The sequence below is a fragment of the Bacillus sp. FSL R7-0646 genome (genome assembly GCF_037969865.1).
Taxonomy (GTDB): Bacteria; Bacillota; Bacilli; order Bacillales; family Bacillaceae; genus Bacillus; species Bacillus licheniformis.
The window spans coordinates 1,631,072-1,646,030 of the sequence record NZ_CP150217.1; the positions used below are offsets into that span (position 1 = coordinate 1,631,072).

Sequence of the window (14,959 nt, forward strand, 5' to 3'; positions counted from 1 at the left end):
GGATAATATGATAAAAAGAATGCTCAAATCCTATGATTATTCATTAATCTTCGCTGTATTCCTGCTGTGCGGGTTCGGGCTCGTCATGGTGTACAGTTCAAGCATGATCACGGCCGTGACAAGGTACGGACAAAACAGCAGCTACTTTTTTGACAGGCAGCTGATGTTTTTGGCGCTCGGAACCGTCATATTTTTATGCGCGGCGCTTTTTCCGTATAAGGCTTTTGCCAATCAAAAATTCCAAAAGTTTTTGCTGCTCATTTCCGTCGTCGCTTTGTTCGGGCTGTTTGTTGTCGGACATGTGGCCGGGAATGCCCAAAGCTGGTTCAGGGTTTCGAATTACGGCATCCAGCCGGGGGAGTTTGTCAAGCTGACCGTCATCTTGTATCTTTCTTCCGTCTACGCCAAAAAGCAAAGCTATATTGACAACTTGGGAGCCGGAATCGCCCCTCCTGCGATCATCACGCTCTTCATTTGCGCCTTGGTCGCTGCTCAGCCGGATGTGGGAACGGCCTTTATCATCGCTTTAATCGCATTGTGCATCATTTTGTGCTCGGGATTCAGCGGCAAAACGCTGTTAAAGCTCGTGCTTTTGGCCGGGATTGTCCTTGTGCTCGTCAGCCCGCTCATTTATTTCAACTGGGACAGCATTTTAACAGAAGGACGGATGAAGCGGTTTGAAAGCTATCAAAACCCGTTTAAAGATGCGGGAGATTCGGGCTTTCAAGTCGTCAACTCCTACTTGGCGATCGGTTCCGGGGGACTGTTCGGCCTGGGCCTCGGCGAGAGCGTCCAGAAGTATGGGTATCTGCCTGAAACGCACACCGATTTTATTATGGCGATCATCGCCGAGGAGCTCGGTATTTTCGGTGTCCTTTTTGTCGTGCTGCTGCTTTCTTTCATCGTTTTAAAAGGGTTTTATATAGCGAGGAAATGCGATGATCCGTTTGGAAGCCTGCTCGCGATCGGCATATCGAGCATGATCGCCATCCAGTCTTTCGTGAACCTGGGCGGCATATCCGGCTTGATTCCTTTGACAGGGGTGACGCTTCCGTTTATCAGCTACGGAGGGTCATCGCTCATTCTGCTGATGGCAAGCGCGGGGATATTGGTGAACATCAGCATGTTTAATGAATATTTTGATCGGTTCAAACGAAAACAGCCTGTCAATACTACAAAAACGAAAGAAAATCAATATAAAAAAAGTATAAATTTTTAAAAAACTAAGCGTGTACAATGACCATCCGATTCATTTAGAATAGATACATACTTATAACAGCGGATGAGGGGGAACGACATGTCACAACAGTCTATTCAAAAAGTTCTTGTTGCAAACAGAGGGGAAATCGCTATCCGCGTATTTCGGGCCTGCACAGAACTGAATATCCGTACGGTAGCGATCTATTCTAAAGAAGACAGCGGATCTTACCACAGATACAAAGCCGATGAAGCATACCTGGTCGGCGAAGGGAAAAAGCCGATTGACGCTTATCTTGATATTGAAGGCATCATCGAGATTGCAAAACGCAACCATGTGGATGCCATCCATCCAGGCTACGGCTTCCTGTCGGAAAACATTCAGTTTGCTAAGCGGTGTGAAGAGGAAGGCATCATCTTTATCGGACCGACCTCCGAGCACCTCGATATGTTTGGAGACAAAGTAAAAGCCCGCGAACAAGCTGAAAAAGCTGGAATTCGGGTCATACCGGGGAGCGACGGACCAGTGGCGGATATAGCGGAAGTGAAACAATTTGCGGAAAAGTTCGGATATCCGTTTATCATTAAAGCGTCGCTTGGCGGCGGCGGGCGCGGCATGCGGATCGTCAGGGACGAATCGGAGCTGGAGGAGTCCTATAATAGGGCGAAATCAGAGGCGAAAGCGGCCTTTGGCAATGATGAAGTTTATGTCGAAAAGCTGATTGAAAAGCCGAAGCACATTGAAGTTCAAGTCATCGGAGATAAAGAAGGGAACGTGGTTCACCTTTACGACCGCGACTGCTCTGTGCAAAGGCGTCATCAAAAGGTCATCGAAGTGGCGCCGAGCGTTTCGCTTTCTGAATCCCTCCGGGAAAAGATTTGCGATGCTGCCGTTAAGCTTGCGAAGAATGTTGACTATGTCAATGCCGGTACAGTCGAATTTTTAGTTGCGAACGATGAGTTTTTCTTTATTGAAGTGAACCCGCGTGTTCAGGTGGAGCATACCATTACGGAAATGGTAACGGGCGTCGATATCGTTCAGACGCAAATCCTGATCGCTGCCGGTCTCAGTCTGGACAGCAGCGAAATCAGCATTCCGAACCAGGATGCGATCACGCTGCACGGATATGCGATCCAGTCAAGGGTTACGACTGAAGATCCGTCAAACAATTTCATGCCTGACACAGGCAAAATCATGGCATATCGCTCAGGCGGCGGTTTCGGGGTGAGGCTTGATACCGGAAACAGTTTTCAGGGCGCTGTCATTACGCCTTATTACGATTCGCTGCTTGTTAAGCTTTCAACTTGGGCGCTGACGTTTGAACAGGCGGCAGCCAAAATGGTCCGCAACCTTCAGGAATTCAGGATCAGGGGAATCAAAACGAACATTCCTTTCCTTGAAAATGTGGCGAAACACGAAAAGTTTCTTACAGGGCAATACGACACGTCTTTTATCGATACAACGCCAGAACTTTTTGTCTTTCCTAAGCAGAGAGACCGCGGAACGAAAATGCTGACATATATTGGGAACGTAACGGTCAACGGCTTCCCGGGCATCGATAAAAAGAAGAAGCCCGAGTTTGATAAGCCGCAGATCGTCAAAACAGATGTCGATCAGCCAATCGCAAGCGGAACAAAACAGATTCTTGATGAACGCGGAGCCGAAGGGCTCGTCAAATGGGTGAAAGATCAAGAGGAAGTGCTCCTCACTGATACGACGTTCCGCGACGCCCATCAGTCATTGCTTGCGACAAGAGTCAGAACGCATGAGCTGAAAAAAATCGCCAATCCGACGGCTGCGCTCTGGCCAGAGCTTTTCAGTCTTGAAATGTGGGGCGGCGCCACATTTGATGTCGCTTACCGTTTCTTGAAAGAAGATCCGTGGAAAAGGCTCGAGGAGCTGCGGAAGGAAATTCCGAATACGATGTTTCAAATGCTTTTGAGATCTTCGAATGCCGTCGGGTATACAAACTACCCTGACAACCTGATTAAAAAGTTCGTCAGCGAATCGGCTGCGGCCGGAATCGATGTATTCCGCATTTTTGACAGCTTGAACTGGGTTAAAGGGATGACGCTCGCCATTGATGCAGTGCGCGAGTCAGGCAAGCTTGCCGAAGCGGCGATCTGCTATACAGGGGACATTCTCGATCCGAACAGAAGCAAGTATAATCTTGAATATTATACGTCAATGGCAAAAGAGCTTGAAGCTGCGGGGGCGCATATTCTCGGCATTAAGGATATGGCCGGCCTGCTGAGACCTCAAGCGGCATACGAACTGGTGTCGGCTTTGAAAGAGACGATCGACATTCCGATCCACTTGCATACACACGACACGAGCGGCAACGGTATTTTTATGTATGCGAAGGCGATAGAAGCAGGCGTCGACATCGTCGACGTAGCGGTCAGCTCGATGGCGGGTCTGACATCACAGCCAAGCGCAAGCTCGCTTTACCATGCGCTTGAAGGAGATAAACGCCGTCCGCAGTTCAATGTCGATGCGGTAGAGTCGTTGTCTCAATATTGGGAGTCTGTCAGAAAATATTACAGCGAGTTTGAGAGCGGCATGATTGCGCCTCATACCGAAATTTACAAGCATGAAATGCCTGGCGGCCAATACAGCAACCTTCAGCAGCAGGCTAAGGGAGTCGGCCTCGGCGACCGCTGGAATGAAGTGAAAGAAATGTACAGCCGGGTCAACCACCTGTTCGGGGACATCGTAAAGGTTACGCCGTCATCTAAAGTCGTCGGGGATATGGCGCTTTACATGGTGCAAAATAACCTGACGGAAGATGATATTTACGAAAGGGGAGAATCTCTCGATTTTCCTGACTCGGTTGTCGAGCTTTTTAAAGGGTATATCGGTCAGCCTCACGGCGGATTCCCTGAGAAATTGCAAAAGCTGATTTTAAAAGGGCAGGAGCCGATTACAGTACGCCCTGGAGAACTGCTTGAACCGGTTTCATTTGACGCTATAAAAGCGGAATTCTTGGAAAAGCATGGTATGGAGCTTTCCGACCAGGATGCTGTTGCATATGCGCTTTATCCGAAAGTGTTTACCGAGTATGTCAAGACAGCGGAACTGTACGGGGATATCTCTGTGCTTGATACACCAACCTTCCTCTACGGCATGACCCTCGGCGAAGAAATCGAGGTCGAGATTGAAAGAGGGAAAACGCTGATCGTCAAACTTGTCTCTATCGGGGAACCGCGTCCGGATGCGACGAGAGTCGTTTATTTTGAACTGAACGGCCAGCCTCGCGAAGTGGTCATTAAAGACGAAAGCATTAAATCGTCCGTTCATCAAAAGGTGAAAGCCGACCGTTCAAACCCGAATCATATCGCGGCATCTATGCCGGGAACGGTAATCAAGCTTCTTGTAAGCAAAGGGGACCAAGTGAAGAAGGGCGATCATTTGATGATCAATGAAGCGATGAAAATGGAAACGACCGTTCAGGCTCCGTTTTCAGGAACTGTTGAAAACATTCACGTTACAAACGGAGAAGCCATTCAAACCGGCGACCTTCTCATTGAACTGAAAAAATAAAAGCACGGCCGCTGACTTTTGTCGGCGGCCTCTTTTTATGAAAAAATCCCCCCCAAAAGGCGGAGGATCAACCGTTTATTTTTATTTTTGCACCTGCCTGCGATAGCGCGCAACAAGCAGCAGGAAGTAGCAAAGGATTCCGAACAGGCAGGAAATAAAGAATGCGTGGGCGAGTGCAAAACCCAAATCCAGTCTGCTGTAGACAACCGCAATTCCTGAGGCAGCCTGAAGGATGATCAGGATCAGGGAAATCATCCAGCCCCAATAAATGCGTTTTTGATTTTTATACTGTCTTGCTGCATGTACCGCTGCCGCGATGATCCAGGCGAACAGAAGAAGCGCCGCAGCTCTGTGTCCCATCTGCACCCATTCGTGAAACTTCCCGGGAAGCCAGCCGTTTTCCGTGCTGCACATCGGAAAGTCAAGGCACGCGAGGCTTGAACTCGTATGCCGGACATATGCGCCTGTATAAACGACGACATATGTGTATATAATGATTCCTATCATATGAAACTGCATGGTTTTTCCTATATAAAACGATTCGGATTTCTGTTTGCTGTCAGCTTCAAACACCAGGAGCGTCAAAAGCAGCACAGAAGCAAAGGAAATAAGCGAGATTCCGAAGTGCAAAGCCATGATCAGGGCCGATGACCCGAAGACGACCGCTGCAGCGCCCAAAAGCGCCTGAAGAATGAGAAAGACGACCGACATCACCGCGAGAAATTTCGTTTCTCTGATATGGCCGATTTTTTTCCATGTCCAAATGGCGAGAGCCAGCACAAGGACGCCGGATGTGCCGCTGACAAACCTGTGGCTCCATTCGATAATCGATTCAAGGGTTAAAGCCGGGAATATGCTTCCGTTGCAAAGCGGCCAAGATCTGCCGCAGCCCATTCCTGAACCCGTCTTTGTGACGAGGGCGCCGCCGATCAGCACGAAAAGCATGGCGATAGTTGTGATAATTCCCAAGCCTTTTAATGCTTTATTCATAAATTCAATTCTCCTTTTTAATGCAAACTGACTAATAAAAAGATATTTACCACCTTCAAGTGTAAGCGAATTGATGTTCTGCTGCAATTCATAATGATTATTGTTCACAAAAATGCAATAGAAGGCGTTCACATTTTTATTGGTTTTGAAGACTTGATAATTGTGGCTTCGTTTGATAGAACTATATTAGAATGACAGTGGTTTTCCGCTCTTGTTCACAACTTTTCCTTCATCTGTAAAGAAAGTCATAAAAAGTTCACAAATATAAACCGGTTTGTCGATTAATATTTAATAGGCTGTTTTTTTCCATCCGGTAATCTTGTATGATAGAGTTGTAGGTTTTTTATGAATATACCGCTTCTCTTGACGTGATGAAGGTTTGAGTAAGGGGGGTTAGTATTATGGCTGAAACAAGAATTACAGCTGATACAGCAATGAATGGACAAATAGAAGAGACGACAGCATGGAAAGATTTCCTCGCCCTTATCAAAGTCGGGATTGTTTACTCGAACCTGATAACAACTTTTACGGGCATGTGGCTCGCTTTTTACTTTTCAAATCTGAGCTTTCTAGGAAACCTTGATATCGTGCTGTTCACTTTAGCGGGGTCCTCGCTTATTATTGCAGGCTCATGCGTCATCAACAACTTTTATGACCGTGATATTGACCAGCTCATGCAGCGGACGAGAACAAGGCCGACGGTGACTGGAAAAATCCAGCCTTCACAGGCATTGTGGTTCGGCATTCTGCTGACTGCGCTCGGTTTTATCATGCTGCTGATGACCAATCTGACAGCTGCCGCAGTAGGATTTGTCGGCGTCTTTACGTACGTGTTTCTATACACGATGTGGTCAAAGCGCCGCTATACCGTTAATACGATCATCGGAAGTGTGTCAGGGGCTGTTCCACCTTTGATCGGATGGACCGCTGTCCAAGGTTCCATCGGAGTCGAGGCGTGGGTGCTGTTTTTAATTATGTTTATTTGGCAGATTCCCCACTTTCTGGCGCTTGCGATTAAGAAAACGGAGGAATACAGAGCCGCAAATATACCGATGCTGCCTGTTGTACACGGTTTTGAAGTGACGAAAAGGCAGATCATCATTTGGATTGCCTGCTTAATGCCGCTGCCGTTTTTCCTGGGCGGACTCGGACTGCCGATCGTCATTTTGGGGACGGTGCTTAATATCGGCTGGCTCGTTTGCGGTCTGGTCGGTTACAGAAGCAAAAATATCATGAAGTGGGCAACGCTCATGTTTGTATATTCATTAAATTACTTGACCATTTTCTTCGTTGCCATGGTCGTATTTACACTTTTTAAAATTGGATAGAACTCTATAATTCATCACATTGAAGGCTGTCAATTAACACTTCAAGCAGACAACAATCATGTAAAAGCCGCCTTATCGATTTTTTCGATTATGTTTAACAAGGCGGCTTTACGTTCATACATAGATGGTATTTTGAGTAAAAAACCTCATTATTTATGAAATGAGGAAATGTAAGTGCTTTAATTGGAGTGGGGAGTCAGATGAATGAATAGGTGTCCTATAAACGTTTGAACAGTGAAAGTTTCAAAAGGATTGATTGAAAAGGGGTTGGGAAGAAATGTTAAAGAAATGGCGTCTGATGTCGCTGTTCACTATTTTGGCGCTTGTTTTAGCAGGGTGCGGAGAACCGTTTATATCAACGCTGCAGCCGGCGGGCGAGGTGGCTGATCAGCAGTATTTCCTAATGATTCTCAGCACGCTGATCATGGTTGTTGTTGTAGTAGTGGTAAGTTTCATTTTCGTATTTGTCATCGTCAAGTACAGAAGATCTAAGCTCGGTGATGACCACATCCCGAAACAGGTTGAAGGAAACCGCAATTTAGAAATTTTATGGACTGTTATTCCGATTATCCTCCTTCTTATCCTGGTTGTTCCTGTTGTCGCACAGACCTTTGATCTTGCTGATACGAAACCGATGGATAAGAAAAACAGGGATCCGGAGAAGACGCTCGTCGTCAACGTGCGGGCGAACCTTTACTGGTGGGAATTCGAATATCCTGACTACGGCGTGATTACGAGCCAGGAGCTGGTCGTGCCGACCGATGAACGCATTTACTTCAAGCTGAAAGCTTCCGATGTCAAACATTCATTCTGGATTCCTTCTGTCGGGGGCAAGGTTGATACGAACACAGACAATGAAAACAAGTTCTACTTAACGATTGATTCAAAACGGGCGGAAAAAGCCGGAGACTATTTCTACGGGAAATGCGCCGAGCTCTGCGGACCTTCCCACGCTTTAATGGACTTTAAAGTTAAAGCGGTTTCGAAGGATGAGTTCAAGAAATGGATGAGCGATATGGAAAACAATAAAGCGGAAGCGAAAACCGATCTCGCTGTTGAAGGAGAAAAGGTGTTCAAAGAGAAAAACTGCCTGAGCTGTCATGCGACCGATTCAAAAGACCAAAGGGCGGAAGCGGCCAGAACGGCTCCGAACCTCGCGACTTTTGGAGACAGGTCGACGATCGCCGGCGTGAAGGAATTCAACGATGAAAACTTGAAAGCGTGGCTCAAGGATCCTGAAAGCATAAAACCGGGCAACAAAATGACCGGCACATACCCTGATTTGAGCGACAAGGAACTTGATGCACTGACTGAATATTTAAAGGGGTTAAAAACCGAAGACTAACGCTTCAAAGGGAGAATGAGGGAGGTTACATTGTGAGTACGCTTAAGAAAAAGCAAGGTTTTGGGGCTGTATTATGGGACTATTTAACGACTGTCGATCATAAAAAGATTGCCATCCTTTATTTGCTGGGCGGCGGGTTCTTCTTTGTGCTCGGCGGAATCGAAGCGATGCTGATCAGGGTTCAGCTGATGATACCGAACAATGACATCATGAGCGGCGGGGTCTACAATGAAATCATGACGATGCACGGCACAACGATGATTTTCCTGGCGGCGATGCCGCTGTTGTTCGCATTGATGAACGCCGTCGTTCCGCTGCAGATAGGCGCGCGGGATGTCGCGTTTCCATTCTTGAACTCGCTCGGCTTCTGGCTGTTTCTTTTCGGCGGCATCTTTCTGAATTTAAGCTGGTTTTTGGGAGGGGCACCCGATGCCGGCTGGACGTCTTATGCGTCGCTTTCCCTTCATTCCGAAGGGCACGGGATCGATTTCTATGTTCTCGGTCTGCAAATTGCCGGGATCGGTACGCTGATTGCCGGGATTAACTTTCTCGCGACGATCATCAACATGAGGGCGCCGGGCATGACATACATGAGGCTGCCGCTTTTCACATGGACGACATTCGTCGCTTCGGCTTTGATTTTGTTCGCGTTTCCGCCGCTGACCGTAGGCATTGCGCTCTTGATGCTGGACCGGTTGTTCGGAACGAGCTTTTTCAATCCGGAATTAGGCGGAAATACGATCATTTGGGAGCATCTGTTCTGGATTTTCGGACACCCTGAAGTTTATATTCTCGTACTCCCGGCGTTCGGCATTTTTTCGGAAATCATTCCGGTTTTTGCGAGAAAAAGGCTGTTCGGCTATTCTTCAATGGTATTTGCAACCGTATTGATCGGCTTTTTAGGCTTCATGGTTTGGGCTCACCATATGTTTACAACGGGACTCGGGCCTGTGGCAAACGCCATTTTTGCGGTGGCGACGATGGCCATTGCCGTCCCGACTGGTATTAAAATCTTCAACTGGCTGCTCACGGCGTGGGGCGGGAGCATCAAGTTTACAACGCCGATGCTTTACGCGATATCCTTTATCCCGACGTTTGTTATGGGCGGGGTGACAGGCGTCATGCTTGCTGCCGCACCGGCTGACTATCAGTTCCATGACACGTACTTTGTCGTGGCCCACTTCCATTACGTCATCATTGGCGGAGTGGTGTTCGCCATCCTCGCCGGAGCTCATTACTGGTGGCCGAAAATGTTCGGGAAAATGCTGAGCGAAGCGTTGGGCAAAATAACGTTTGTACTCTTTTTCATCGGGTTCCACCTGACGTTCTTCATCCAGCATTGGCTCGGATTGTGGGGAATGCCGAGACGCGTGTTCACATACTTGCCGAATCAGGGATTTGACATGGCGAACCTGATCAGTTCAATCGGAGCTGTGTTTATGGCGGCTGCGGTCATCATACTCGTGATCAATATTATCGTGACGACTGCCAAAGGGGAAAAAGTCGGCAGCGATCCTTGGCAAGACGGAAGAACGCTTGAGTGGGCCGTTTCTTCGCCGCCTCCTGAATACAACTTCAAACAGCTGCCTTTGGTCAGAGGCCTTGATGCTTTATGGATCGAAAAAAGAGCCGGCAAGCAGTCAATGACCGCCGCGGAGCCGCTTCAGGACATCCATATGCCAAACGGATCGATTCTTCCGTTCATCATGTCACTCGGGCTGTTTATATCCGCCTTCGGCTTTATGTACCGGACGGAATTTGCCTGGGGGCTGCCTGTCATTCTGATCGGGTTAGGGATCACGTTATTTATGATGCTTCTCCGGTCTGTAATTGATGACCACGGGTACCATATTCATAAAGAAGATCTGATGGATGATGACGACAAAGGGGTGAAGGCATAATGCATACAGAAGAGAAATTGACGGCTGAAACCTTCCCGGCTTCTCCTGAAAAAGCTACGTTAGAAGGAAAAAATAAATTTATCGGCTTTTGGCTATTTCTCGGGGGAGAGACGGTTCTTTTCGCGTCTCTCTTCGCAACATACCTTGCGCTGAAGAATTCGAATGCAGGGGGGCCGAAAACGACCGAGATGTTCGACATGGGGCTGGTCTTTCTTGCGACAATGCTCCTTTTGACGAGCAGTTTGACGAGCGTGTATGCGATGTATCATATGAAAAACTTCGCTTTTAAAAAGATGCAGGTTTGGCTCGGAATCACCGTTCTGCTCGGTGCAGGCTTTCTGGCGCTTGAAATATATGAGTTCACGCATTACATTCACGAATATGGGTTCACCATTCAAAGCTCGGCTCTCGGCTCCGCTTTTTATACGCTTGTCGGCACACACGGAGCACACGTTACCTTCGGGCTTCTCTGGATTCTTTCTTTGATGATCAGAAATGCGGGCCGCGGATTAAGCCTTTACAACGCGCCGAAGTTTTTTGTCGCAAGCCTCTACTGGCATTTTATCGACGTTGTCTGGGTGTTTATCTTTACCGTTGTATACTTGATGGGGATGGTGGGATAAAAATGGTGAATAACGAAAACAGAGGGAATCCCAAAACAGATCTTGCCTACCGCAAAAAGAAAAACGCGGAGGACATGAGATATCAGGTTATTTCATTCGGTTTGATGATCGGCCTGACCATTGTCGCTTTTTTAACGGTCGCCTCAGATGCCGGCGTATGGTTTACGGTGCCGTTTATTCTGCTGCTCGCCGTCATTCAGGTTGCGTTTCAGCTGTATTACTTTATGCATATGAGTCAGCGGGGGCATGAAGCGCCGACTTTGTTCCTTTATTCGGGCGTTTTGGTCGCTTTTGTTACCGTGTTGGCTTTTGTAACGCTAATCTGGTGGTAATCGAACCGACATACAGAAAGGAGGATGCTCATGTTGGGCAGCCTTGAAATATTCGGTTTTCGCGCCCTTTGGAGCCCCTATTTCCTAGGGGCTGTCGTTTTCATAACCGCCCTTTACTTTTTTCTGATGAAACGCTTAGGATCAGAAGGAGAGCGGGCGTCCAGGAAAGAAATCGGTTTATTCCTGACGGCGATGATTCTTTTATACGCGTCTAAGGGCAGTCCGGTTGATTTGCTGGGACATATTATGTTCAGCGCGCATATGGCGCAAATGGCGGTTCTGTATTTGATCGTGCCGCCTCTGATCATCCTTGGCATACCGCCTTGGTTTTGGAAAAAGGTCATTTTTCTGCCGATCGTCAAGCCGCTGTTCCGGTTTTTTTCCAAACCATTGATCGCGATAATCGTGTTTAACGGTCTATTTTCGATGTATCACATTCCATTGGTTTTTGATTTTATAAAGACGGATGCCGTTTATCATGCCGCCATTACCGTGCTGATCTTTATGGCAGCGTTTTTCATGTGGTGGCCGCTCGTTCACAAGGTCGAGGAGCTTCCGCAGATGAGCGGACTTTTGAAACTCGGCTACATTATGGCTGACGGCATTTTGCTGACACCGGCGTGCGCGTTAATCATGTTCAGCGATACGGCTCTGTATTCGACATATTCGGATCCGTCAGCATGGGCGGAGGCAATGAAGCTGTGCGTTCCTCTCGATACGCTGAGCGGAATGACGCTTACAGGTCCGGAAATGTTCAGCAGCATGCCTGTTCTCGAAGATCAGCAGCTTGGCGCGATTGTCATGAAAATCCTACAGGAAATCGTGTACGGGACATTTTTGGCGATTATCTTTTTCGGCTGGGCGAGGAAGGAAAGAGCCAAAGACGAAAAGGACCTGGAAGAAGAATCATATTCTCCGTCTACGGTTCATTAAGGTCAAAAAAGGGTACAGCCTCACCGAGGGGCTGCACCCTTTTTTATGTACGCCTGCTACACTTCAAGCGCTGAAACCTTTTCTTTGATCGAATTCAGCACCGTCTTGCTTGTTTTGAGGAGCTGCGGCGGAAAATGTTCGTCTTCGCCGTATTCCACTCCATGCGGATAATAATATTTGCCCAAAAGCGGCGTCATCAGTTTGATTACCGCGCGCCGGGCGCCCACGTCACCTTCGATGGCATATCCGAACACGCGAAGGTAGAATCTTCCTTCGACCATATCGAATTTGCGGTCATATGTGACGCGTTCATAATCCCATTGTCCAGCTCTTACGAACCCTTCGTTTTCCATGATGTCGTCTAACCGGTTAAGGTCGGCAGTCAATCCTTCAATTCCGGATTCTTCAAATTTCATCCCGTAAAACCCCCTTAAAAAAATTACCTTTACTGACAATCATAGTATGAAAGCGTTAAACTTTCAATCCTGCCTGAGCCGATATATAAATATTTTTGTGAACAGTATGAATCGCGCGCGGCTTGACGACAATATGAACAAACGAACGACAAGAGGAGGTCTTCTGATTGACACGTGTGAAAGATATCATGACAAAGGAAACATTATATTGTACGGTTCTTGATAATGTATACGAGGCTGCCGTGAAAATGAAAGACGGGGATGTGGGAGCGATTCCGGTTGTGCTTGATGACGGCTTGGAACTGGTTGGGATCGTCACTGACCGGGATTTAGTGCTGCGGGGAATCGCAGCTAAAAAACCGAATTCGCAAAAAATTACAAATGTCATGACGACTGATCTCATTACGGTAAGTGAAGACGATTCAATTGAAAAAGCGGTCGATCTCATGGGAGATTATCAGATCAGAAGGGTCCCGGTTACACGGGGAAAAACGCTTGCCGGCATCATTACGCTCGGCGATGTTTCAACTCACAATAAATCGAACCGCCAGGCTGGCGACGCGCTGACATTTATATCTGAAAACGAAGAGCGGCCTGGAGATTTTCTTCATTAAAACATATTTTGTCTCACATCTTAATAGGCTGTATTAACATTGAAAATTCATGTCAGTTCTGTTTAAATGACACTAAAGGCAAGTTTTTGATGCGTGCGCAGCTTAATGGATAGATTGATCCGTCAGTCGGAGGTGAAAGTTTGAAAAATATATTAAGAGCGGTCGTGATCCTTCTCATCGTTGCGGCTTCATACACGCTGTTTATTCAATACGGCTCAACGCCTGAGAAAATTGCGAAGGAAGACAAGCCGCAAGTCTCAAACGAAGATGCAAAAAAAGAGAAGCCCTTGAACATTCCCGATTCCGGCCTGCTTTCCTTTATCGGGGAATCGGCCGAGACGATCGAAAAGAAACTGGGGAAACCGGACAGAGTCGATCCTTCAGCGTATGATTATGAATGGTGGGTCTATAACCAAGGGAAAAAACAGTACGTTCAAATCGGCTTGCTGGGCGGCAAGGCTGTGACATTGTTTGCGACAGGCGACGGGGTGAACACCGCTCCGTTTAAAATCGGACGGCCGTCAAGGGAAGTTTTCAAAACGACCCAGATCGCCCCGTATGTCAATGTTCAATATAAAGGCAGTTCATACCGTTTTGAGTTTTCCGAGGAAGATATGAATACAAGGCCGACGGTTAAAGTCGGAGACATCTATGTTCAGCTGTACATGGATAAATTCGAGGGGACGCTTTCAAGCATCAGGGCATTTGATGCGCCGACTTTAATCAAGCAAAGGCCGTATGAAGTTGTCTACAGAGGCACCCTGATCGAGCCTAAAGCATTGACAGAATCGGATTGGAAGAAAATCGAGAAAGCAAATGAGAAGCAGATTTTTGATATAACAAACGTTATCCGCGCAAGGCACGGCCTGTCTGAGCTCACTTGGGATGAAGGCGTATCAAAAGTGGCTTACGGCCACAGCAGCGACATGAAAGAGCACCATTACTTCTCCCATGTGTCAGAAACGGAAGGCACCCTCAAAGACAGGCTTGAAAAAGGAAAAGTCAATTTTGAGCAGGCGGGGGAAAATATCGCGCTCAACTATGTCGACGGGCCTGCGGCGGTTGAAGGCTGGTTAAACAGCGAAGGGCACAGAAAAGCGCTCTTAAATGCCGACTATACCCATCTCGGCGTCGGGGTGGATGAGAAATATTATACGCAAAACTTTATTAAAGAATGGCAATAGAGCCCGGGACAATACCCGGGCTTTTCGTTTTTTGAGAAATCCTGAAATGTCGGCTGCTCACCGTTCCTGTAAAAAGAGGAATTTTAGGCGAACATTTTTTGCCGGGGCGGATTACACTATAGTAGGCATATGTTTTCGGAGGGGGTGTAGACGTTGGCAAATCAAAACGCGCAATCATCCATCAATGAATTTAAGCAATTTATAAAACGGCATCCTAAGTTGATTTCCGAAGTCCGGAAACAAGAAAAAAGCTGGCAGGAAGTCTATGAAAACTGGGTTTTGCTCGGGGAAGACGATTCGATATGGGATCCGTACAGGGAAGAAGCTTCAGCGGAAAAGGAGCCGGACGCTGGCGGCAAAAACGATTTCATTTCGAAAATGGTGACGGCCGTTCGAAAGATGGATGCCAATCAAATGAATGAGCAGATCAATAAAATGAGCCAGTCTATTTCTTCGCTGCAAAGCTTGCTCAGCCAGTTTTCGGGCGGAAGCCAAAAACAGCAGAAACAAAGCGGCGGCGAGCATCCGTTTTCTTTCCGAAAAGATTAGGGA

13 protein-coding genes are annotated in these 14,959 nt (G+C 47.4%); 11 read left to right on the plus strand and 2 right to left on the minus strand.

The window, feature by feature from the left end; translation table 11 throughout:
- Positions 1–7: 7 nt before the first annotated feature.
- Both MKY62_RS08395 and pyc read left to right on the plus strand, forming a co-directional pair.
- Positions 8–1,219, plus strand: coding sequence for an FtsW/RodA/SpoVE family cell cycle protein (locus MKY62_RS08395; RefSeq protein WP_003181467.1), 1,212 nt, complete (start codon positions 8–10; stop codon positions 1,217–1,219).
- 78 nt (positions 1,220–1,297) lie between these two features.
- Positions 1,298–4,741: a pyruvate carboxylase gene (pyc, locus tag MKY62_RS08400; RefSeq protein ID WP_003181469.1), complete on the plus strand. Its 3,444-nt coding sequence runs from the start codon at positions 1,298–1,300 to the stop codon at positions 4,739–4,741.
- An 81-nt stretch (positions 4,742–4,822) separates the two neighbouring features.
- Here the strand turns inward: pyc and MKY62_RS08405 are convergent, their stop codons facing one another.
- Positions 4,823–5,731 carry a heme A synthase gene (locus MKY62_RS08405; RefSeq protein WP_003181473.1) on the minus strand — a complete coding sequence of 303 codons (909 nt, stop codon included), beginning with the start codon at positions 5,729–5,731 and terminating at the stop codon, positions 4,823–4,825.
- 401 nt (positions 5,732–6,132) lie between these two features.
- On the opposite strand from MKY62_RS08405, the gene cyoE reads away from it, so the two are divergent.
- From cyoE to ctaG, 6 genes are all read left to right on the plus strand, one after another.
- Positions 6,133–7,059 carry a heme o synthase gene (gene cyoE / locus MKY62_RS08410; RefSeq protein WP_003181475.1) on the plus strand — a complete coding sequence of 309 codons (927 nt, stop codon included), beginning with the start codon at positions 6,133–6,135 and terminating at the stop codon, positions 7,057–7,059.
- Positions 7,060–7,336: 277 nt separating this feature from the next.
- Entirely contained in the window at positions 7,337–8,404 is a 1,068-nt protein-coding gene (coxB, locus tag MKY62_RS08415) for a cytochrome c oxidase subunit II (RefSeq protein WP_003181478.1), read from the plus strand.
- A gap of 29 nt (positions 8,405–8,433) precedes the next feature.
- On the plus strand, positions 8,434–10,305 hold the full coding sequence (ctaD, locus tag MKY62_RS08420) for a cytochrome c oxidase subunit I (RefSeq protein ID WP_025804480.1): 1,872 nt from the start codon (positions 8,434–8,436) through the stop codon (positions 10,303–10,305).
- Positions 10,305–10,928 (plus strand): cytochrome c oxidase subunit III, encoded by a 624-nt coding sequence (gene ctaE / locus MKY62_RS08425; protein ID WP_003181484.1) that lies wholly within the window; start codon positions 10,305–10,307, stop codon positions 10,926–10,928. Before ctaD ends, ctaE begins: the two co-directional genes overlap by 1 nt.
- A 2-nt stretch (positions 10,929–10,930) precedes the next feature.
- A complete protein-coding gene (gene ctaF, locus MKY62_RS08430; protein WP_003181487.1) occupies positions 10,931–11,260 on the plus strand; it encodes a cytochrome c oxidase subunit IVB in 330 nt (109 codons plus the stop codon).
- A gap of 33 nt (positions 11,261–11,293) precedes the next feature.
- The gene (gene ctaG / locus MKY62_RS08435; protein WP_025804483.1) at positions 11,294–12,193 is read left to right on the plus strand and encodes a cytochrome c oxidase assembly factor CtaG; all 900 of its coding nucleotides are present in this window, start codon (positions 11,294–11,296) and stop codon (positions 12,191–12,193) included.
- 56 nt (positions 12,194–12,249) lie between these two features.
- On the opposite strand, the gene MKY62_RS08440 is transcribed toward ctaG, so the two are convergent.
- Positions 12,250–12,609 carry a YugN family protein gene (locus MKY62_RS08440; protein WP_003181492.1) on the minus strand — a complete coding sequence of 120 codons (360 nt, stop codon included), beginning with the start codon at positions 12,607–12,609 and terminating at the stop codon, positions 12,250–12,252.
- A 167-nt stretch (positions 12,610–12,776) separates the two neighbouring features.
- Here MKY62_RS08440 and MKY62_RS08445 point away from each other — a divergent pair, with 167 nt between their 5' ends.
- The 3 genes from MKY62_RS08445 (at position 12,777) to MKY62_RS08455 (ending at position 14,956) form a co-directional block, all read left to right on the plus strand.
- A complete protein-coding gene (locus MKY62_RS08445; protein ID WP_003181494.1) occupies positions 12,777–13,223 on the plus strand; it encodes a CBS domain-containing protein in 447 nt (148 codons plus the stop codon).
- A gap of 140 nt (positions 13,224–13,363) precedes the next feature.
- Positions 13,364–14,407 (plus strand): CAP domain-containing protein, encoded by a 1,044-nt coding sequence (locus tag MKY62_RS08450; RefSeq protein WP_003181497.1) that lies wholly within the window; start codon positions 13,364–13,366, stop codon positions 14,405–14,407.
- A 153-nt stretch (positions 14,408–14,560) separates the two neighbouring features.
- Complete coding sequence (locus MKY62_RS08455; RefSeq protein ID WP_003181499.1) at positions 14,561–14,956, plus strand: YlbD family protein; 396 nt, start codon at positions 14,561–14,563, stop codon at positions 14,954–14,956.
- Positions 14,957–14,959: the final 3 nt, after the last annotated feature.